Here is a 19,942-nt window from a genome sequence, read left to right on the forward strand (position 1 = left end):
CGTTACGACAGCGCGGCGGACTCCGCAGCGCAATTTAGGGGCTCATTACCTTGGGCAGCTTTCGCTTTGGCCAGCTCTTGTTGAGCGGCCAGGATGTCAGCCTGGAAAGCTTCTTCGCTTTGCAAACGAGCTACCGTCGCCGCCCCCATCACGCGCCCTGCATCCACATCACTTAGCCAATGGGCATTGCAAACAACGCGGCTTTGACCAAAAGACAGACCACGAGCCAGCAGCTCATTGCTTCGTTCCGGGCTGATCTGTGTCAGCACCAGCGCCCAAGCCCAGCCAGCTGCCGTGTGGCCCGATGGATAAGAGCCGTCGCTACGTAACAGGTCTTCATCGCCTGGCGTACATGTCCCTTCCTGATGCAGCGCAAAGGGGCGTGTGCGCTGATACTTATTCTTCACCCCATAGGTAGACAGGCCCGCATCCGTCAGCAAACGCTGCATCATGCGATAAATAATGGGCGTGTTGACCTCGCTGATCTGAACCCCCAGGGCGCAGGAATAGTTTTGAGCCGGCCGTGGGAACACCAGATCGGCATCCTGTCTGGCCAAAGCCCACCGGGCCGATTCCTTGATAGCCAGCGCGGCCTGGCGAGCCTCTTCATCACGGGCAAACGCCGCACTGTCTTTAGCAGGCGGAGGCCCCAGCAACATCAAGCTATCGGGCAAATCAGCCTGTTTCAAATAGCCAGGCGCCAGCTTGAAGTGAGGGTCAGTCACTTTAGCTTCCAGTTGTGGCGAGAGCTGGGCCTGCAGTTGAGCAGACGACAACATCAAGAAACCACCCACAAGGCCTAACAAGGCGGGACGAACACGCAATACAGTAGCCATAATCAGCCTCGACTTAAGGAGCAAGGGGTTCAAGTTTCGGGAAACTCCAGCGACCGCTCAGAAACTCCTCGCCAGGTTGGTAAAGACGGATGGTGAAATTCCAGCCCGGTACGATGGGCAGGCAATTCTCAACCTTGCCGTCGCAGCCACCAAACTGAATCACTACCTTGCCATCTGCCTGTTTTTTGGCGGTCAGACTGTTCAGGGAGTACGCGTCGTAGGGGTTTTTCTCAAAATAGCCTTCGGCGTTATAGACCGTTACCGACCAGAATGCCTTGACGGGCACCTCGCCCACCGTCATACGGTAGAAAGTTTTGCCGTCGTTGACCGGAACATCGCCCCCTAAATAAGTAGCATCTTTGGCAGGATTTCCACCCCAGCCTGTGGCGGTACCAATCAAATGCTGAATCGGATCCACCGATCCCTTGGGGCCGAAGGCTTTCTCATAATGAGGACTGCTATCACCCAGCACAAGCAACGCATCTCGTATTTTTTTCTGGCTAGCAGCATCCCATTTAGGCACGACGAATTCGCCCACCTTGGCCTGCTTGACCTTGATGGCGTCTTGCAAGACGTGCACCTGATCCAAATCCTTGCGGTCCGTTGGATCAGCCAAGGTACGGATCAAAACAAACACATAGCGGGTGCCAATGTTTTCTTTGTTCAGTACGTAATCGCCCGCGGCGTAATTGAAAGCCGGGATAAAGTGGTCTTCGCTGACCACTTGCATGGACATATAGCGCTCCCCGGCATCGGGCAGGGTCACGGTAACGGGGCCTGCATCCAGATCAAATACAGCCGATGAATACAAGGTATCGCGATTCATGCGAATGACGCTTTGCGCATCAACCGAGACGGGCTCCCGGCTGTGCACAAATTTCCCCAAGGCACCATCAGCCACCATTTTGCCCATGTAGAGATCGGATTCGGCACGAATAAAGTTCTCGACATTGACTGGAATGGCGGCATCGGAAGCCGACAGGGCTGGCGCAGCAGCCACGGTTGATAGCACCAATGCCAGTCCAGAGACGGCGGATGAATAGGACATGTTGACCCCTTGAGCAGATGAAGAATTATTCTTTTATCCAGCTCCGGGGCCCTGCCAGATAAATCCAGAAAGAGTGACCACGCAAGGAGCTGGGAATACACAAAGCAGACTGTATAAGAATGTTTCCGGGCGGGCTTGCCATTTGGTGCCACAGAGCACAGACCCCCATGGCATACTTTCGGCATTGGCATACTCTTATAGGCTAATCACCATGCACGGCAATCCTGAAGTTATCAGCTACCTGAACCAGTTGTTGCGCGGCGAACTTGCAGCGCGCGACCAGTACTTTATCCATTCCCGCTTTTACGAGCACCTGGGCTTCACCCAGCTCTACGAACGCATGAACCACGAAATGGAAGAGGAAACCCAGCACGCTGACGCCCTGATCCGCCGCATCCTGATGCTCGATGGCATTCCCGACATGCGCCCTAACGCGTTCGAACCGGGACAGGACGTAGTAAGCATGCTGCGCAAGGATCTTGAGCTGGAATATGAAGTTCGTGCCGCGCTGTGCAAAGGCATTGAACTGGCCGAATCTGCCAGCGACTTCGTTACACGCGACATCATTCTGGCCCAATTGCGCGACACGGAAGAAGACCATACATACTGGCTGGAGAAACAATTAGGCCTGATTGAAAAAGTCGGCCTGGAAAACTACCAGCAGTCGCAAATGTAAGGCGTCAAAGCGGCGTACCCCGCCCCTCAAGGCGGGGACATGCGCCGAACTGAAGCCCAAAAAAACCGCCAGCAATCATTGCATGGCGGTTTTTTGTTTTCTGGCAGCGCTACATTGAGCGCTGCTGTCAGCCCAGGTGATTAACCCAGGTTTTTAGCGGCAAAGTCCCAGTTCACCAAGTTCCAGAAAATTTCCAGGTACTTAGGACGAGCATTGCGGTAATCGATGTAGTACGCGTGTTCCCAGACATCACAGGTGATCAGGGCGACGTCATCGGATGTCAGGGTCGTGCCAGCGTTGCTGGTGTTGACGATATCCAGGGAGCCGTCGGCCTTTTTGACCAACCATGTCCAGCCCGAACCGAAGTTGCCAACGGCAGACTTGGTGAAGGCTTCTTTGAACGCATCAAAGCTGCCCCATTTGGCGTTGATGGCATCAGCCACTTTGCCTGTAGGAGCGCCACCGCCGTTAGGAGACAGGCTGTTCCAGTAGAACGTGTGGTTCCAAACCTGAGCAGCGTTGTTGAACACGCCACCGGAGGACTTCTTGACCACATCTTCCAGGGAAGCATTTTCAAGCTCAGTGCCGGCAACCAGATTGTTCAGGTTGGTAACGTAAGCTTGATGATGCTTGCCGTAGTGATACTCCAAGGTTTCTTTGGAGATATGTGGCTCAAGGGCGTTGAGTTCGTAGGGAAGAGCTGGAAGAGTAAATGCCATTTCAATTCCTTCTAATAAAAACCGAGTTTGGTATCCGAAAAGGACGACGCAGCCTAGAGCAGATCGTGCGTGCGCACCACATCCACAGACACATGACCGCGACTCAACTCGACATCGAGTCGTTCACCAATGTTTAAGTCTAACGCATTTTTTACAACTTTCCCCTCGCTATCCCTGACTATGGCATATCCACGATTGATGATAAGGCGAGGCGACAAGGCTTGTAGCGTTTGCTGGGCAGCGGCCAAGCGCTGACGGCGCAAAACCAGGGCATGGTCCAAACCTTTATCCAGCCGCTGGAAAAGCATATTCAGATTTTGCTGTCTTGACGTAAGTTGCGGAATGCTGCGCTCTAACCGCGCCTTGACCGTTACCAGCCGCAAACGGGCTGCATCCGGCACACTGCGAGCGACGCGCTCCATGCGTTGAACCAGATGATCCAGGCGCTGTTGCTGCTGTGCCAGACGTTGGTGCGGGGACACCAGCTTGGCCACCGCCCGATCCAAACGCAGCGAAGCCCGCTCGATATGGCGCTGTACCCCATAGCTCAACGCACCCAATCGCCCCTGCACTTGTTCCAGTAACTGCTCGCGCCCTAAACAGGCCAGTTCAGCCGCCGCGGTAGGGGTCGGCGCGCGCAAGTCAGCCACAAAGTCGGCGATAGTGAAGTCGGTCTCGTGCCCCACCCCACTAATAATAGGGATAGGACTGCCCGCAATCAGACGCGCCAGGCCTTCGTCGTTAAATGCCCAAAGGTCTTCCAGGCTACCGCCCCCCCGGACCAGCAAGAGCGTATCCACTTCGGCGCGCTCAATGGCGGTTTCCAGCGCCTGTCTTAAGCGCGACGGCGCCTCGGCACCTTGCACCGGCGCGGGGTACACAATAATGCGCACATGGGGCGCACGTCGTTCTAGCGCAGTCAGCACGTCGCGCAAGGCGGCAGCAGCCAGGGAAGTAATAATGCCGATACAGCGAGGCAAGCTTGCGATGGGCCGCTTGCGCTCCGGCTCAAACAGGCCTTCGCTTTGCAACTGAGCTTTCAGACGCAAAAACGCTTCGTGCAGATCCCCCAGACCGGCGCGGCGCATGCCATCCACCTGAACCTGAAAATCTCCGCGCGGCTCGTATAAGCTGACTGAACACCGGAATTCAAAGCGTTCGCCCGCACGCGGCACAAAGCCCACGGCCTGAGCTTTGCCACGAAACATGACAGCGCGCACCGCGGCCTTGTCGTCTTTGATGGAAAAGTACCAATGCCCGGAGGCGGCCTGGGTAAAGTTGGACACTTCACCGCTGACCCACACCACAGGCATATGCTCGTCCAGCAATTGGCTGACGCGGCGGTTCAACTGTGCCACCGTCCAGACCGCTGGCGCTCTAGCTTCTTGATAATGCATCATATTCTTTGTTTTTGACTCGCCCCAGGGTAGTTTTCCACCGGCTCGTATCCACAACTGTCATGCTTTTGTCAAATAGATGACAAGACAACGGCTTCCGTCCAATAGCTGATGCAATACTTTATTGAAAACCCATAAGCCACTGAATTTAAACACTATTTAAAAAAACACGCAGGTGGTCGAAAATTAGCCAGAGAACCTCTAAACCACCGCCCGAGCCACTATGGGATGTTTTATACACAGAATTATCCACAGTTTTTGTGGATAGTTTTAGCACTGGACCTATTACCTCAAATACATCAGAGGTTTGGCGCAGGAATCGGGAAATGGACCGTAAAGTGTACCGCGCTCCAGCCAGAACATTCCCGCAATACGGACAGGGGCTCTACAATAAGCGCTGATTTATTTCGCAACCGGATAATCGACCCGTGCTTACTTTGATCCACGCCGCTGGCTGGCCCGTCTGGTTTTTGCTGGCTTGCTCTATTCTTGCTCTGGGCTTGATCCTGGAGCGCGCTTTGGCGCTGCGTAGCAAACGCATTTTACCGTCAGGTCTGGCGCGTCAGATTAGCGAGCTCACCGCGCAAAACCGGATTCAGGACGAGTCCCTGCCCCGTTTGTACGACAACTCCCCGCTGGGTCGAATATTAGCCACCGTACTACAAAATCGCCATCAAACTGCTGCTTTACGCGAAGCAGCGGTCGAAGCAGAAGGCCAAGACATCAGCTACCAATTGAACAAATACATTCCGGCGTTAGGCACCATCGCGGTGATTGCGCCCTTGCTGGGATTATTTGGTACCGTCATTGGCATGATCGATATTTTTGCCGCCTATGATCCCAGCGGCGGCGACCCCAGCCTGATTGCCCGTGGAATCTCCGTTGCCCTGTACAACACCGCCTTAGGGATTCTGATTGCCGTTCCGGCCATGATTTTTCATCGCTATTTCCGCAGCCGTGCCGATTACCTCTTGCACCGTCTGGAAAGCGAAGCCGGTAGCCTGGACCGTTTAGTCGCTCAAAGGATCGCCTGATGCGCTTTCGCCGAGCCCAAGACCAGGACGCGCTGGAACTGAATCTGGTGCCCTTGATTGATGTGTTGCTGGTCGTGCTGATTTTCCTGGCCGCCAGCAGTACCTTCGTGCGCCATCGTCAGCTGGATGTATCCTTGCCCCAAGCTCAGGCTCAAGCCGCCCAAGCAGCCGATCTGCTCTTGGCAATCAGTCAGGACGGGCGCTATGCCTTGAATGGTCTTTGGCTGGACGCCAGCTCGGGGGCCCCTTTGAGTCAGGCGCTGTCCTCCGAAAGAACGGAAGAAAGCAGCAGCTTGCTGATTCTGGCCGATGCCCAGGCGCCCCACTTTGCCGTTGTGCAAGCCATGGAAGCCGCGCGCCAAGCTGGCATTCACCGCATTCATTTTGCAACGCAAGCCCCATGAGTGTGCGTGTTCGCCTGACTCATTGGCTGCACCGCCAATGGCAAACTCCAGGTTGGTTCAACTGGCTCCTGCGCCCACTTTCCGCGCTTGCGGGCGTATTGGTGCGGCGTAAACAAAAACGCTTCGACACGGACCCCAGCGCGTCCTATCGCAGCCCGGTGCCAGTCATTGTGGTGGGCAATATTATTGTGGGCGGCGCGGGCAAAACCCCGGTCGTGCTGGCCCTGACCGAGCAATTACGGGCTTTGGGCTGGACGCCCGGCATTGTTAGCCGTGGTTATGGTATCGACATAGGCCCCAGTCCCCGCGTGGGGCAAGGCCAGTTAGCGGCCGAGCAGTTTGGTGATGAGCCGGCCTTGATTGCGGCACAAACCCAGGCGCCGATTGCGGTGCACCCACGCCGCGCCTTGGCGGCCCAAGCCTTGTTGAAGGCTTTTCCAACAGTGAACTTGATTATCTCGGACGATGGCCTGCAGCATCTGGCCTTGCAGCGTGATATGGAAGTCGTAGTGCAAGACGGCCGGGGTGTTGGCAATGGCTGCTTATTGCCTGCAGGCCCCTTGCGCGAGCCCCCCGAGCGCTTGCGTCGGGCAGATTGGTTGATTACCCAAATTGTGGCCGACCAGGCTCTGCCCCCTACCCCTGAACCTGCCGAGCCGGGCCGAGCCTTGAGCATGAGTCTGCGGCCCTACCAAGTGGAGCACCTGTTCTCCGGACGCCGGCTGGACTGGACGGACTGGTGCCAGGCGTATGGCCAGCAGGAGCTTCAAGCCCTGGCGGCCATTGGTCAGCCCGAACGCTTTTTCACCATGTTGCGTCACGGCGGCCTGCGCCTGAGCAACACCTTCGCCCTGCCCGACCATGCCGCCTTGCACACGCAAGACTTCAGCCCGCTGCATGCCGGGCCTGTACTGATTACCCGTAAAGACGCCGTAAAATGCCAGCATATGGAAGACCCGCGCTTGTGGGTCGTTGACGTCCAGCCTGTATTCTCCAACCCTGACTGGATTGCTGAACTGGACGGCCTGCTGCGCCAACGGTGCTTAACCTCCCCCTCTTTACCCGGAGCTAAATAATGGAAACACGCCTACTTGAAGTGCTGGTCTGCCCCTTGTGCAAAGGCCCTTTGCGTCACGATCGTGAAAAAGAAGAATTGATCTGCAAGGCTGACAAACTGGCCTTTCCCGTCGTGGACGGCATCCCGACCATGCTGATCAACGAAGCTCGCCAACTGGACGCCCAGGAACAGACCAACAACTGACATGACTTTTTCCGTCATCATCCCCGCTCGCCTGGGTTCTACCCGACTTCCTAACAAGCCCCTGGCCGACATTGCCGGAAAGCCCATGATTGTGCGTTGTGCCGAGCAAGCTGCACGTAGCGGCGCGCGTCAGGTCTGGGTGGCCACAGATTCCGAACAGGTGTTGCAAGCCGTTCAGGAACATGGCTTTCAGGCCTTGCTGACGGACGCGGACCACCCGACCGGCACCGACCGACTAGCCCAGGCTGCCCGTTCTTTGGAACTGAGCTCAGACGAGATTGTGGTCAATGTGCAGGGCGACGAACCCTTGATTCTGCCTGAGCATATCGATGCGGCTGCCGAGCTGCTAGCCCGCCATGCCCAGGCCGATATCGCCACCTTGGCAGCACCCGTCAAGAACGCAGAAACGCTCTTCAATCCCAATGCCGTCAAGGTGGTGTGCGACTTGCAGGGCCGTGCCCTGTACTTTTCCCGCTCCCCCATGCCTTGGGCACGGGATGCCCTGGCCAGTGGCGAACGGGTGCTGGCTGACGGACTTCCCGCATTGCACCATATTGGCCTTTATGCCTACCGCAATCGCTTCTTGCAGCAGTACGCTCAGCTACCACGCGGGCCACTAGAACACTTCGAGTCGCTGGAGCAGCTGCGGGCCTTGGAAAACGGCTTTCAGATTATGGTTCACCGTCTCCAGGAGATTCCTGCAGCGGGGGTGGACACCGAGCAAGACCTGGAAAGAGTACGCGCTCACTTCGCAAATCGGTTATAAAAGATCTTTTTTCTGCTCTATCCGAATAAAAAATGCGCGAAATATGTTGCATTGCATCATACTCAAGCGGGAATCGGATGGACGCATTTCTTGGAGGAATTCATGCGACTAATACTGCTCGGGCCCCCTGGTGCCGGCAAAGGCACTCAAGCCGCTTTCGTTACCGAGAAATTTGGTATTCCACAAATTTCTACGGGCGATATGTTGCGTGCCGCTGTCAAAGCCCAGTCCCCGTTGGGTGTAGAAGCCAAAAAAATTATGGACGCCGGCGGTTTGGTTTCGGATGACATCATCATCGGACTGGTTCGCGACCGTCTGAAAGAAGCTGACTGTGAACCTGGCTACCTGTTCGATGGTTTCCCCCGCACGATTCCTCAAGCAGACGCCTTGAAGGACGCCCAGGTCAAACTGGACTTCGTGATCGAAATCGACGTACCCGAAGAAAGCATCATTGAACGCATGAGCGGCCGTCGTATCCACGCTGCCAGCGGTCGCAGCTACCACGTTACCTTTAATCCACCCAAAACCCCCGGTGTGGATGATGTCACGGGCGAGCCTTTGCTCCAGCGCGACGATGACCGCGAAGAAACCGTTCGCCACCGCCTGTCTGTCTATCGCGAGCAGACCCGCCCTCTGGTCGATTACTACTCGCAATGGTCAGCCACCGGCGACCCGCAGGCACCGGCCTATCGCAAAATTTCCGGCGTAGGCAGCGTCGATGAGATCCGCCAGCGCATTCTGGACGCCCTGGCAAGCTAAAGCCAAATCAAGACTCAACCGGCCCCAAAAGGGCCGGTTGTTTATTATCCAAGGGAGACAAGTTCGTGCAAATCAATAACAAGACTTTTATTGTCACGGGTGGCGCATCCGGTTTGGGTGCTGGCACAGTACGCATGCTGGTTGAAAACGGCGCCCGCGTGGTGATCGCCGATATTCAGGACGAAGCTGGCCAGGCGCTGGCCAAAGAATTGGGTCAACACTATCAGCGCTGCGACGTGACCTTGGAGCAAGATGCTCAGGCCGTTGTGGACCTGGCTTGCCAGGACAGCGACCGCCCCCTGTTTGGCTTGATCAACTGTGCGGGTGTGGCTCCTGCTTCGCGTACCGTCGGTCGCAATGGCCCCCACAGCCTGGACCTGTTCCAAAAAACGGTCATGATCAACTTGGTCGGCACCTTCAATATGTGTCGTCTGGCAGCTGCCGCCATGAGCAACAACACCCCCGAGGCCTCTGGCGAGCGCGGCGTGCTGATCAATACTGCGTCGGTAGCGGCGTATGATGGTCAGATTGGTCAGGCGGCTTATGGTGCCTCCAAGGCCGGCGTGGTCGGCTTGACCCTGCCTTTGGCCCGTGACCTGGCTCAAACCGGTATTCGTGTCATGACAATCGCCCCCGGCATCTTTGGCACCCCCATGATGTTTGCCATGCCCCAGGAAGTTCAGGACTCCCTGGCAGCCAGCATCCCCTTCCCTTCCCGCCTGGGCCGCCCCGAGGACTTCTCGCAGTTGGTTCAGAGCATCATCAACAATGAAATGCTCAATGGTGAAACCATCCGTCTGGATGGCGCCATTCGCATGGCACCAAAATAAGTTTTTAATCAGCACCAATGGGTTTGTTTCGCTCGGCGGCCACGATCAGTGGCCTGACGCTGCTGTCTCGCATTACCGGACTGGCACGCGATATTTTGATTGCCCGCGCCTTCGGGGCGGGCCCCCTCACAGACGCGTTCTGGGTCGCTTTTCGCATCCCTAACCTGCTGCGACGCTTGTTTGCAGAAGGCGCGTTTTCGCAAGCTTTTGTTCCCATCCTGGGACAGGTACGCAAAGAGCACGAACAAGACAAGGTCCAGCAATTGCTGGACCGAGTCGCCCTGCTGCTGACAGTGGCGGTCATGCTGGTTACCGCCATTGGCATGGTGGCCGCCCCCTGGGTGGTCAGCGCAATGGCCAGTGGCATGACGGCCCCGGAGCGCCACACCGAATTTAATGCCGCCATCGACATGACGCGCATGATGTTCCCCTACATCATCTGCATGTCGCTGGTGGCCTTTGCCTCCGCGGTGCTCAACACCTGGAGCCGCTTCGCTGTTCCTGCCTTTACCCCCATCCTGCTGAATTTATCCATGATTGCCGCCAGTATTTTCCTGGCCCAGCACATGGATACGCCTATTTATGCGCTGGCCGTGGGCGTCATGGTCGGCGGCTTTGCCCAGTTGCTGGTGCAATGGATGGCCTTGTCCAAGCTGGGACTTTTGCCCCGCTTTTCATTTCGCCTTGGCGAAGCGCGCCGCGACCCTATCGTCCAGCGCATTCTCAAGCAAATGCTGCCCGCCATTCTGGGCGTGTCCGTGGCGCAGATTTCCCTGCTCATCAATACCAATATCGCCACCTGGTTGCAGTCCGGTAGCGTCACCTGGCTGTCGTTTGCTGACCGCCTGATGGAGTTCCCCACCGCCCTGCTGGGCGTGGCTCTAGGTACGGTCTTGCTACCCAAGCTGTCCGCTGCTCATGCTGGCCAAGACACCAAACACTACAGCGGCCTGCTGGACTGGGGCCTGCGTCTAGTGCTGCTGCTAGGCTTGCCAGCCGCGTTGGGAATGGCCCTGCTCTCTGACGGTCTGGTTGCCACCTTATTCAATTACGGTGCTTTCGGCGCTGCCGATGTGGCTCAAACCAAGCTGGCTGTGGGCGCCTACTCTGTCGGCCTGGTGGGTTTGCTGGCCATCAAAATTCTGGCCCCAGGCTTTTATGCTCGGCAAGACATCCGCACCCCGGTGCGCATTGCCATTGGCGTTCTGATCATTACCCAGTTGTTCAACCTGCTGCTGGTCCCCATTTTTGCCCATGCGGGCCTGGCCCTGTCGATTGGCCTGGGTGCCACCATCAATGCCTTGACCTTGCTGGTGCTGCTCTTGAAACGAGGCATTTATCAGCCCAATCATGACTGGTTACGCTTTTTCCTGAAGATGATTCCGGCCCTGTGTGCACTGGCCGCGGTACTGCTTTTGGCCCAACATTACTTGGACTGGATTGCCCTGGGAGCCACGCCCTTGCTGCGTGTGCTGTACTTGGCTGCAGTGCTGGTCGCCAGCGGGATTGCCTATTTAGGAATGTTGTTTATAGTAGGCTTTCGGCCCTCTTACTTTACAAAGCGGACTTGATGTCCTAGAATAATTGTCTTTGCCGATTAAACTTTAAAACTTAGGCTTTACTAAAAACATGGCTAATACCGCACAAGCACGCAAGCGCGCCCGCCAGGCAGTGGCTCGCAACAAACACAACGCCAGCATCCGTTCCATGCTGCGTACCGCCATCAAGCGCGTTCGTCAGGCTATCGACGCCGGCGACAAAACTGCTGCTAACGAAGTTTTCCGCAAAGCGACCAGCATCATTGATCGCGTCGCCGACAAGAACATCATTCACAAGAACAAGGCTGCCCGCCACAAGAGCCGCCTGTCCTCCGCTATCAAGGCTTTGGCCTGATTGCAGAAGATTTTTAATGGTTTAATCGGCTCTGGCCTAAAAACCAGTTAAAAAGGGGGTGCTTTGCACCCCTTTTTTATTAGCCACAAAACCATTGCCCGGACAAGCAGGCCAATCATGCTAAGTTATGGATTTGCGTTTTTACTAGCGAGTCCCCATGACACGTCCCATCGTGCTGCAACTGGCATCTTTGGCCCAGCACCCCTCCTTTGACGAAATCGATCGTCACTTCGAGCGCCTTGCCCTTCAAGACCTGACACCGCTGTCTGATGAACAGCTTGCACGTGTCCAGGTATTGCTGACCAGCGCTGTCAACGCGACCCCAGCCTCCCTGATGGACCGCCTGCCCGCTTTAAAAGCGATTTGCAGTGTCGGTGTAGGCTACGACTCCATCGACGTACAGGCGGCCCGCCAACGCGGCATCCAGGTCAGCACCACCCCCGATGTTCTGAATGATTGCGTAGCCGACATGGCTTGGGCCTTAATGCTGGACGCTGCCCGTCGCGTGAGCGAGTCCGACCGCTATGTACGTGCCGGGCGGTGGGATAGCCCCAATGGTTTCGGCTTGGGTACCCGGGTCAGCGGCAAGAAGCTGGGTATTGTGGGCCTGGGCCGGATTGGCCAGACCATTGCCCGACGCGCCAGTGGTTTCGATATGGAACTGCGCTACCACAACCGTCGCCCTCGTCACGAAGTGCCTTGGCATTACGAACCATCCCTGATTGAACTAGCCCATTGGGCGGACATTATGGTGATTGCGGCCGTAGGTGGAGACGAGACACGGGGCTTGATCAATATTGATGTGCTGAACGCCTTGGGCCCCAAAGGAATTCTGGTCAATATCGCCCGAGGCAGTGTTGTAGATGAAAGTGCCCTGATCGCTGCCTTGCAGGAAGGACGTTTGGCCGCTGCGGGCCTGGACGTTTTTGAGAACGAACCCCAAGTCCCACAGGCTCTACGCGAGCTAAATCAGGTGGTGCTGGCACCGCATACCGCCAGTGCAACCCACGAGACACGCGAAGCCATGCTCTCGCTGGCCTTGGGTAATATTTTGAATTATCAAAAAACCGGCAAGGTACTGACTCCGCTTACCGTGTAAATAAGTCATGTCGCCGGCCGTCTTGGCAGTGGCGACATGCTTTCAGATCTGTCTGTGATCAGGAATCTACCGGATCCATATTGTCAGGATCGATGCCGCTGGTTTTTAAATTATTATCTTCAGCAAAACCACAGACGAATTTCCAGGCCAAAGGCTCTAGTTCCCGCAAGCGCGCATCCACTACCACACATCGCACGCCATCAATCAAACGCGGCACCACATAGGGCGAATAAGTCAGATGACCACCCATCGCCCCGGCTGGACGAAATTGGGACATTACACCGGCCAAGCGTTCTGCCCAGTCACTGGGGCGAAAGCGCTGATCCTGCCGGGTCACACCATGGATTACAAGTTGCTTCACTGGCTCTGTCATAACAATTAATGGCTAATCGTGCAGTTCAGGTAACGCTGCACCTTTTCCTTTCTCGCTCCGCATTGTATCCGATCGCGGCCACGCAAAGCCCGGGATTCAATAAATTAGCCGCTTGACAATTCATTACTAATCATTGCTTTGCCCTATTCTTTTATTCCAAATCCAGGCAGTCACCAATTGCCTTTAACGTGCTGTCTTTGCTCTAAATAGCCGGACAGGTTAAGATGGCTTTCTTTATCCGCAGGATTTTTTTATGGATGCCATCGTGCAAGCAGGACCGCTTCGGCACTTTCTGCAATTTCGCGACTTTTCTCACGACGAAATTTTATATGTGCTGGAACGCGCACGCCTGATCAAAGACAAGTTCAAACGCTATCAGCCGCACCACACATTGCACGACCGCACCCTGGCGATGGTCTTTGAAAAAGCCAGCACGCGTACCCGGGTTTCGTTTGAAGCCGGTATGTACCAGTTGGGCGGTTCGGTCATTCACCTGACCACCACGGACTCGCAGCTGGGCCGCTCCGAACCTATTGAAGATACCGCACGCGTTGTGTCGCGCATGGTCGATATCGTCATGATTCGTACCTTTGAGCAGACCCGCCTGGAGCGCTTTGCCTCTCATTCGCGTGTACCCGTCATCAATGGTCTGACCAACGAATTTCACCCTTGCCAGATCCTGGCCGATATCTTCACCTTTATCGAGCATCGCGGCGATATCAAGGGCAAGACAGTGGCTTGGATTGGGGACGCCAACAATATGGCGTACACCTGGTTGCAAGCGGCAGAAATCCTGGGTTTCACCCTACATGTGTCTGCCCCTAACGGCTACCATCTGGACCCGGCCCGTACCGGCAATCACGATGCCAGCATTCTGCGCGAATTCGACGACCCGCTGGAAGCTTGTAAAGGCGCCCACCTGGTTACCACGGACGTGTGGACCAGCATGGGTTACGAAGACGAGAACGAAGAGCGTCGCAAAGCCTTTGCCGATTGGTGTGTCGATCAGGAAATGATGGATGTGGCTGATCCCGAGGCCATCTTCATGCACTGCCTGCCCGCCCACCGTGGCGAGGAAGTGACGGGTGAAGTCATCGACGGCCCACAAAGCGTGGTCTGGGACGAGGCTGAAAACCGCCTGCACGTACAGAAAGCATTGATGGAATTCTTGATTCTGGGGCCACAGCAGGCGTAAGCCTTAGGTGCTCAAGACAGATCTCTGTCGATCAAAAAAGGGGATGCACTGCATCCCCTTTTTCATTCCTTGGCCCCAGTCCGGACCACTCTTACTGATCAGCCCGATATCTTGGTGTAGTCCATCGATAGCGCACACCGTCTGAGGCTTGAGCGCGCCTGGGCAAGCTATTCAGCCACTTCCAAACCCGCCAAGCGATATCCAACCTGCAACTCTGTCAGCAAGTATTTGGGCTGTGCCGCATCCTGCTCCAGCTTTTGGCGTAACTGCATCATGTACACCCGCAGATAATGGGGCCGATCCGAATAGGCGGCTCCCCAAGTTTCGTGCAGCAGGTGCTGATGGGTCAGCACCTTACCGTGTCCTCGGATCAAGGCGCTTAGCAAGCGAAACTCAATCGGCGTCAGGTGTACAGCCTGCCCATCGCGCGTCACTTCGTGGGATGCCAAATCCACCGTCACCTTGCCAAAGCCCACCCGCGAAGAAGCTACCTGAGCATTCGGAACCAGCTGAGAACGCCGGAGCAAGGCGCGTATTCTAGCCAGTAGTTCCGGTACGCCAAAGGGTTTAACCAGATAATCATCCGCCCCCGCGTTCAAGGCTGCCACCTTTTCGTCTTCCCGATCCCGGGCGGACAGCACCAAAATAGGCGAATGCACCCAGCTGCGCAGATCACGAATCAAATCCTTGCCGTCTCCGTCCGGTAGACCCAGATCCACAATCATCAAATCAGGACGCCGCGTGGCTGCATCCATACGAGCTTGAGCCAAGGAAGCTGCCTCGATAACAGACATGCCCTCCTGCTCCAGTGCAATTCGGATGAAACGACGAATATTGGCTTCGTCCTCCACAATCAATATCTGAGCTTTAGTCATCGCTATTCTTCATCCCCCTCCACACGCGGGGCCTCGCGCCAGGGCAAACGGATCTCGAACGTCACTCCCTTGGGGAGACGTGGTTTGGCGCTGATCGTACCACCGTGCGCCGCGATAATCGCGCGGCAAAGTCCTAAGCCCAGCCCCACTCCAGCTACCGACGATTCTTTTTGGCCGCGTGTAAAGGTGTCAAACAGACGCTCTGGATCGCCGGGGGGCAAGCCAGGCCCATCATCACTGATCAGCAAATACATGGAGCCCCCTGAGCACAGGCCACGCAAGGTGATCGTACTGTCCACGGGCGTGTACTTGGCAGCGTTATCCAAAAGGTTCGTCACCACCCGCTCCAGCATCACACCGTCCACCTCCACCAAGGGCAAATCCGCAGCGAACTCCGTCTTTATTTTGCGCGGCTGCAAGGCTGCCGCACAGCGGGCCACAGCAATCCCGACAATTTCACCCAGGACATGCCATTCTTTGTGCAATTTGACTCCCTCACTTTGCATGCGCGCCAGATCCAATAAATTGGACACCTGACGGCGTAGCTCATCGGACTCGATCCGTATAGAGCGGGCAATATCGCTGCGTTCTGCTTCGCTTAAACCCTTGGCTTGTTCCAGCGTTTCAGCCAAACCTCGAATCACCGTCAAAGGCGTGCGCAAATCATGAGAGACCGCCGACAGTAAGGTATTACGCATCTTTTCGCCTTCCATGCGCAGAATCGTATCTTGGGCTATTTCGACATAGTGGATACGCTCTAACGCCTGCGCCAGCGTAAAGCAACAAGCGTCCAGCAAGCGGCGCCCATCCGGTGTGCTCAAGGATGCCGCGCCTCCCGACTGCACAACCAGCACCCCGCGCGGGGCCATAGGGCCTTTCAAGGGCAGATATAAGGCACTGGCACCGCTCAAGGTCTCCGTGCCATTACCGGCAGGCTCCATATGCTCAAACACCCACTGGGCAACGGACAGCTCCACAAAACCGGCATGGCGTGTAGCCAGCAACTGATTGTGCTGATCTGGCACAACCAGCACCAACTGCATTTCAAACAAAGGCTCCAGAGTATCCCGGCAGACTGCCAGCACTTGCTCCAGCGCTAATGCCCCGGCCAGGTCTCGACTGACACGCGTCAGGGCGGCTGCTCTGCGCTCACCATCACGCGCGGCTCGGGCCTCGGCCTGCAATTTCGCTGCCAACTGCCCAATCACCAGGGCCACAATCAGCATGACGCCAAAGGTAAAGACGTACTGCGTATCCGTCACTGAAAAGGAAAAACGGGGTTCGACAAAAAAGAAGTCAAAAAAGGCGACCGATAATAAGGACGCCCAGGCCCCAGCCAAACGCCCTAAACGCAGCGCGATAAAGACCACGGTGATCAGAAACAGCATGATCACATTGGACAAGTCAAAGAAGCGTGAGAGTTGCTCAGCCAAAAAAGCCGTCGCCACACAGATGGCGGACGCGATCAGCAGGGCCTTGCCCTGTTGCATGGGCGGCTCCAGCTCCAGTGGTCGTATCGGTCTTGAAACCCCTTCTACCCGAACCAGCAACAAGCCAATCTCGGGATTGCTACGCGCAAGACGCTCGGAAAGGCCAAGACGCCAAGGCCAGGGAGAGCGGGCCGAGGAATTACCCAGAATCAATTTGGTCGCATTGCGCTGACGCGCATAGGCCAAGATTGTATGCGCCACGTCTTGCCCAGCCAGATTCGCAAACTCCGCCCCCGCATGTTGCGCACAAGCTGCCAGCCGCACCAGAGCCTCTTGTGCCTTGATCTGCCCACTTTCCTGCGGCGTGTCCACATGCAGCACAATCCACGGCGTCTGCAATTGCTGCGCCAGACGAGCGCCTTCCCGAATCAAAGCTTCCTGGGCGCTATTGGCGCTTACGCACACCATCAGCAGCTCCCGTGTGGGCCACACAGTCCGTATGGCATGGGAAATGCGGTACACATGCACATCAGCATTGACGCGGTCCGCTACCCGACGCAAGGCCAACTCCCGCAAGGCAATCAAATTTCCACGCCTAAAGAAGTTCTGCTTGGCTTGAGCCGCCGAATCAGGCAGATACACCTTTCCGGCACTTAACCTGGCCAGCAAATCATCAGGTGGCAGATCCACCAGCAGGACATCAGCGGCCCGGTCAAAAATCCGATCTGGCACCGTCTCCCGAACCCGGATTCCCACGATGCCACCCACGACCTCGTTCAAGCTGTCCAAGTGCTGTACATTCAGCGCGGTATACACGTCAATGCCCGCATCCAGCAGCTCTTCCACATCCTGCCAACGCTTGGCATGACGGCTGCCCTCCAGATTGCTATGTGCCAGTTCATCCACCAGCACAAGCTGGTAGCCCGATGCCAAGGCCGCATCCAGATCGAACTCGCTCATCGTCCGGCCCTGGCGCTGATACGTCTTGCGTGGCAGGACGGGCAAGCCCTGCGTCAAAATTTCAGTTTCCTGGCGGCCGTGAGTTTCTACAATGCCGATCGCCACCGACACCCCTTCGGACTGGCATTGATGTGCCGCCTTGAGCATGGCGTAGGTTTTGCCTACGCCCGCACAAGCCCCAAAGAAAATCTTGAGTTGCCCACGCCGTGGCCGGTGCGGGTCTTCACCGACCACCTGCAGCAGCTCGTCCGGGTCGGGCCTTTCCTCAAGCGACATGGGTGTTCCCATCCATAAAAATTGCTATTGATCTTACGCTCTTATCCAAAAAAAGGAGTCAGCAACAGATCGATCAGTTTGATGCCAATGAAAGGGGCAATCAGCCCACCCAAGCCGTAAATGAGCAGGTTGCGTTTGAGCAAACGGCTGGCCGGTTCAGCCCTATATTTCACCCCCCGCAAGGCCAAGGGAATCAAGGCAAGAATAATCAGCGCATTGAAAATCACCGCCGCCAAAATAGCCGAGGACGGGCTGTGCAGCTGCATGACATTGAGCGCCCCCAGAGCGGGATACGTCGCCACAAAAACGGCCGGGATAATAGCGAAGTACTTGGCAAGGTCGTTGGCCACACTAAACGTCGTCAAAGCACCGCGTGTCATGATCATCTGCTTGCCTACTTCCACCACGCGCAGCAGCTTGGTCGGATTGCTATCCAGATCCACCATATTGCCGGCCTCCTTAGCAGCTTGGGTGCCGCTATTCATGGCGACGGCCACATCCGCCTGCGCCAGTGCGGGGGCATCATTCGTGCCGTCTCCTGTCATCGCGACCAGACGGCCTTCCTCCTGATAACGGCGAATCAAGCGCAACTTGTCCTCGGGCGTAGCCTCGGCCAGATAATCATCCACCCCAGCCTCCGCTGCGATAGCGGCGGCTGTTAGCTTGTTGTCACCGGTAATCATCACCGTCTTGATGCCCATGGCACGCAACTCGGCAAAACGCTCTTTGATGCCGCCTTTCACAATATCTTTCAGCTCCACTACACCCAGCACCTGACTGCCGTCGGCGACCACCAGCGGCGTGCTGCCACGTCGGGCAACCTCATCCACCAGTTGATCCAGCTCTTGCGGGAAGATCCCGCCCAAGGACTCGACATAGGCGCGCATGGTATTGGCAGCCCCCTTGCGTATCTGACGGCCTTCAAGATCAATCCCGCTCATTCGGGTATGCGCGCTGAACGCGATAGTCTGGGCACCCTGCAACTCACGACCACGCAGGTTGAAACGCTGTTTGGCCAAGATCACGATAGATCGGCCTTCTGGCGTTTCGTCGGCCAATGAGGCCAGTTGCGCCGCATCCGCCAATACCTGTTCGCTAATCTGCGGAGCCGGCAAAAAGGCGGATGCTTCCCGATTTCCCAGGGTGATCGTGCCGGTCTTGTCCAGCAGCAGCACATCCACATCGCCCGCCGCTTCAATCGCACGCCCGGAGGTGGCCAGCACATTGGCTTTCATCATCCGGCTCATGCCTGCCACCCCGACAGCCGAGAGCAAAGCGCCAATCGTGGTTGGAATCAGGCAAATCAACAAAGCGATCAGGGCCGTGATAGTGACGGGCGTACCTGCTCCGGTCAGCACGGTTGCAAAGCTGGAAAACGGTAGCAAGGTGACCACAACCAGCAGAAAGATCAGGGTCAGGGCGACCAGCAAAATATTCAAGGCGATTTCGTTGGGCGTCTTGCCACGCTTAGCCCCTTCCACCATGGCAATCATGCGATCCAGAAAGGCCTCGCCGGGTTTGGCCGTGACCCGCATCACAAGCCAATCGGACAGCACACGGGTGCCACCCGTGACGGAACAAAAATCCCCTCCGGACTCGCGGATCACCGGCGCAGACTCACCGGTAATAGCCGACTCATCCACCGAAGCGGCACCTTGCAAGACTTCACCATCAGCGGGAATGATCTGGCCGGCTTCGACCAGTACAAAGGCCCCCACCACCAGTTCATCGCTGGGCACAGGCCAGGAGCGGCTTTCACGGGAAGGTTCTTTCAGGACTTGGGCCAGCACACGTTTCCGCGTCGAACGCAGGGCATCCGCCTGGGCTTTGCCCCGACCTTCCGCCACAGCCTCAGCTGCATTGGCAAACAGCACCGTAAACCAGAGCCAGGCTGCAATAGCCCAGATAAAACCGGCGGGCGCCTCCCCCTGCCCCATCAGCGCCTGCGCACCCAGCAAGCTGGTCACGATGCTGCCCAAGTAGACAACACACATCACCGGATTTTTAAACTGTACGCGTGGAGACAGTTTTTTGAACGCTTCTTTGCACACCCGTCCCCAGGGCATGGCCTGAAGACCTGAAGGCTGCTGGGCAACTGGCGAGGTTTTAAG

The 19,942-nt window shown here is 56.5% G+C and carries 20 protein-coding genes; 12 read left to right on the forward strand and 8 right to left on the reverse strand.

Translation table 11 applies throughout. From position 1 onward, the window contains the following. Positions 1-2 precede the first annotated feature (2 nt). Positions 3-836: an acid phosphatase gene (locus AC1RSM_RS07185; RefSeq protein ID WP_492930863.1), complete on the reverse strand. Its 834-nt coding sequence runs from the start codon at positions 834-836 to the stop codon at positions 3-5. Positions 837-849: 13 nt separating this feature from the next. Then, positions 850-1,884 carry a DUF1254 domain-containing protein gene (locus AC1RSM_RS07190; RefSeq protein ID WP_492930865.1) on the reverse strand — a complete coding sequence of 345 codons (1,035 nt, stop codon included), beginning with the start codon at positions 1,882-1,884 and terminating at the stop codon, positions 850-852. A gap of 211 nt (positions 1,885-2,095) precedes the next feature. Here AC1RSM_RS07190 and bfr point away from each other — a divergent pair, with 211 nt between their 5' ends. After that, a complete protein-coding gene (gene bfr / locus AC1RSM_RS07195) occupies positions 2,096-2,560 on the forward strand; it encodes a bacterioferritin (RefSeq protein WP_492930867.1) in 465 nt (154 codons plus the stop codon). A 140-nt stretch (positions 2,561-2,700) separates the two neighbouring features. Here bfr and sodB read toward each other — a convergent pair whose 3' ends face one another. Beyond that, positions 2,701-3,279 carry a superoxide dismutase [Fe] gene (gene sodB / locus AC1RSM_RS07200; protein ID WP_492930869.1) on the reverse strand — a complete coding sequence of 193 codons (579 nt, stop codon included), beginning with the start codon at positions 3,277-3,279 and terminating at the stop codon, positions 2,701-2,703. 53 nt (positions 3,280-3,332) lie between these two features. Continuing rightward, positions 3,333-4,679 carry an exodeoxyribonuclease VII large subunit gene (xseA, locus tag AC1RSM_RS07205; protein WP_492930871.1) on the reverse strand — a complete coding sequence of 449 codons (1,347 nt, stop codon included), beginning with the start codon at positions 4,677-4,679 and terminating at the stop codon, positions 3,333-3,335. A 425-nt stretch (positions 4,680-5,104) separates the two neighbouring features. On the opposite strand from xseA, the gene AC1RSM_RS07210 reads away from it, so the two are divergent. From AC1RSM_RS07210 to AC1RSM_RS07255, 10 genes are all read left to right on the forward strand, one after another. Then, the gene (locus tag AC1RSM_RS07210) at positions 5,105-5,710 is read left to right on the forward strand and encodes a MotA/TolQ/ExbB proton channel family protein (RefSeq protein ID WP_492930873.1); all 606 of its coding nucleotides are present in this window, start codon (positions 5,105-5,107) and stop codon (positions 5,708-5,710) included. Beyond that, complete coding sequence (locus AC1RSM_RS07215; RefSeq protein WP_492930875.1) at positions 5,710-6,114, forward strand: ExbD/TolR family protein; 405 nt, start codon at positions 5,710-5,712, stop codon at positions 6,112-6,114. Before AC1RSM_RS07210 ends, AC1RSM_RS07215 begins: the two co-directional genes overlap by 1 nt. Further along, positions 6,111-7,190: a tetraacyldisaccharide 4'-kinase gene (gene lpxK, locus AC1RSM_RS07220; protein WP_492930877.1), complete on the forward strand. Its 1,080-nt coding sequence runs from the start codon at positions 6,111-6,113 to the stop codon at positions 7,188-7,190. Before AC1RSM_RS07215 ends, lpxK begins: the two co-directional genes overlap by 4 nt. Further along, positions 7,190-7,375 (forward strand): Trm112 family protein, encoded by a 186-nt coding sequence (locus tag AC1RSM_RS07225; protein WP_492930879.1) that lies wholly within the window; start codon positions 7,190-7,192, stop codon positions 7,373-7,375. The genes lpxK and AC1RSM_RS07225 overlap by 1 nt, the downstream gene beginning before the upstream one ends. A 1-nt stretch (position 7,376) precedes the next feature. Further along, a complete protein-coding gene (kdsB, locus tag AC1RSM_RS07230; protein ID WP_492930881.1) occupies positions 7,377-8,141 on the forward strand; it encodes a 3-deoxy-manno-octulosonate cytidylyltransferase in 765 nt (254 codons plus the stop codon). A gap of 102 nt (positions 8,142-8,243) precedes the next feature. Further along, positions 8,244-8,900, forward strand: a complete 657-nt coding sequence (adk, locus tag AC1RSM_RS07235) for an adenylate kinase (protein ID WP_492930884.1) — start codon at positions 8,244-8,246, stop codon at positions 8,898-8,900. Between the two features lie 65 nt (positions 8,901-8,965). After that, positions 8,966-9,730: a 3-hydroxyacyl-CoA dehydrogenase gene (locus AC1RSM_RS07240; protein WP_492930886.1), complete on the forward strand. Its 765-nt coding sequence runs from the start codon at positions 8,966-8,968 to the stop codon at positions 9,728-9,730. Positions 9,731-9,747: 17 nt separating this feature from the next. Further along, positions 9,748-11,301 (forward strand): murein biosynthesis integral membrane protein MurJ, encoded by a 1,554-nt coding sequence (gene murJ / locus AC1RSM_RS07245; RefSeq protein WP_492930888.1) that lies wholly within the window; start codon positions 9,748-9,750, stop codon positions 11,299-11,301. Positions 11,302-11,359: 58 nt separating this feature from the next. Beyond that, the gene (gene rpsT, locus AC1RSM_RS07250) at positions 11,360-11,623 is read left to right on the forward strand and encodes a 30S ribosomal protein S20 (protein ID WP_492930890.1); all 264 of its coding nucleotides are present in this window, start codon (positions 11,360-11,362) and stop codon (positions 11,621-11,623) included. 157 nt (positions 11,624-11,780) lie between these two features. Next, positions 11,781-12,722: a 2-hydroxyacid dehydrogenase gene (locus tag AC1RSM_RS07255; RefSeq protein ID WP_492930892.1), complete on the forward strand. Its 942-nt coding sequence runs from the start codon at positions 11,781-11,783 to the stop codon at positions 12,720-12,722. 58 nt (positions 12,723-12,780) lie between these two features. On the opposite strand, the gene AC1RSM_RS07260 is transcribed toward AC1RSM_RS07255, so the two are convergent. Then, positions 12,781-13,095 carry a DUF3579 domain-containing protein gene (locus AC1RSM_RS07260; protein ID WP_492930894.1) on the reverse strand — a complete coding sequence of 105 codons (315 nt, stop codon included), beginning with the start codon at positions 13,093-13,095 and terminating at the stop codon, positions 12,781-12,783. Positions 13,096-13,348: 253 nt separating this feature from the next. On the opposite strand from AC1RSM_RS07260, the gene argF reads away from it, so the two are divergent. Further along, on the forward strand, positions 13,349-14,290 hold the full coding sequence (argF, locus tag AC1RSM_RS07265; RefSeq protein WP_492930896.1) for an ornithine carbamoyltransferase: 942 nt from the start codon (positions 13,349-13,351) through the stop codon (positions 14,288-14,290). A gap of 167 nt (positions 14,291-14,457) precedes the next feature. On the opposite strand, the gene AC1RSM_RS07270 is transcribed toward argF, so the two are convergent. The 3 genes from AC1RSM_RS07270 to kdpB are packed head-to-tail and all read right to left on the reverse strand — an operon-like array spanning position 14,458 to position 19,897. Beyond that, positions 14,458-15,165 (reverse strand): response regulator, encoded by a 708-nt coding sequence (locus AC1RSM_RS07270; protein ID WP_492930898.1) that lies wholly within the window; start codon positions 15,163-15,165, stop codon positions 14,458-14,460. A 2-nt stretch (positions 15,166-15,167) separates the two neighbouring features. Continuing rightward, a complete protein-coding gene (locus AC1RSM_RS07275; RefSeq protein ID WP_492930900.1) occupies positions 15,168-17,831 on the reverse strand; it encodes a DUF4118 domain-containing protein in 2,664 nt (887 codons plus the stop codon). A 41-nt stretch (positions 17,832-17,872) separates the two neighbouring features. Then, the gene (gene kdpB, locus AC1RSM_RS07280; protein ID WP_492931491.1) at positions 17,873-19,897 is read right to left on the reverse strand and encodes a potassium-transporting ATPase subunit KdpB; all 2,025 of its coding nucleotides are present in this window, start codon (positions 19,895-19,897) and stop codon (positions 17,873-17,875) included. Positions 19,898-19,942: the final 45 nt, after the last annotated feature.

This window comes from Alcaligenes sp. GW821-FHT11D07 (assembly GCF_058808495.1).

Coding starts and splice junctions, on each gene's coding strand:
- AC1RSM_RS07190 (WP_492930865.1), bottom strand. CDS start 1,884: ATGTCCTATTCATCCGCCGTCTCTGGACTGGCATTGGTGCTATCAACC.
- AC1RSM_RS07260 (WP_492930894.1), bottom strand. CDS start 13,095: ATGACAGAGCCAGTGAAGCAACTTGTAATCCATGGTGTGACCCGGCAG.
- lpxK (WP_492930877.1), top strand. CDS start 6,111: ATGAGTGTGCGTGTTCGCCTGACTCATTGGCTGCACCGCCAATGGCAA.
- AC1RSM_RS07255 (WP_492930892.1), top strand. CDS start 11,781: ATGACACGTCCCATCGTGCTGCAACTGGCATCTTTGGCCCAGCACCCC.
- xseA (WP_492930871.1), bottom strand. CDS start 4,679: ATGATGCATTATCAAGAAGCTAGAGCGCCAGCGGTCTGGACGGTGGCA.
- argF (WP_492930896.1), top strand. CDS start 13,349: ATGGATGCCATCGTGCAAGCAGGACCGCTTCGGCACTTTCTGCAATTT.
- bfr (WP_492930867.1), top strand. CDS start 2,096: ATGCACGGCAATCCTGAAGTTATCAGCTACCTGAACCAGTTGTTGCGC.
- AC1RSM_RS07185 (WP_492930863.1), bottom strand. CDS start 836: ATGGCTACTGTATTGCGTGTTCGTCCCGCCTTGTTAGGCCTTGTGGGT.
- kdpB (WP_492931491.1), bottom strand. CDS start 19,897: ATGCCCTGGGGACGGGTGTGCAAAGAAGCGTTCAAAAAACTGTCTCCA.
- AC1RSM_RS07215 (WP_492930875.1), top strand. CDS start 5,710: ATGCGCTTTCGCCGAGCCCAAGACCAGGACGCGCTGGAACTGAATCTG.
- rpsT (WP_492930890.1), top strand. CDS start 11,360: ATGGCTAATACCGCACAAGCACGCAAGCGCGCCCGCCAGGCAGTGGCT.
- AC1RSM_RS07225 (WP_492930879.1), top strand. CDS start 7,190: ATGGAAACACGCCTACTTGAAGTGCTGGTCTGCCCCTTGTGCAAAGGC.
- murJ (WP_492930888.1), top strand. CDS start 9,748: ATGGGTTTGTTTCGCTCGGCGGCCACGATCAGTGGCCTGACGCTGCTG.
- AC1RSM_RS07270 (WP_492930898.1), bottom strand. CDS start 15,165: ATGACTAAAGCTCAGATATTGATTGTGGAGGACGAAGCCAATATTCGT.
- AC1RSM_RS07275 (WP_492930900.1), bottom strand. CDS start 17,831: ATGTCGCTTGAGGAAAGGCCCGACCCGGACGAGCTGCTGCAGGTGGTC.
- sodB (WP_492930869.1), bottom strand. CDS start 3,279: ATGGCATTTACTCTTCCAGCTCTTCCCTACGAACTCAACGCCCTTGAG.
- adk (WP_492930884.1), top strand. CDS start 8,244: ATGCGACTAATACTGCTCGGGCCCCCTGGTGCCGGCAAAGGCACTCAA.
- kdsB (WP_492930881.1), top strand. CDS start 7,377: ATGACTTTTTCCGTCATCATCCCCGCTCGCCTGGGTTCTACCCGACTT.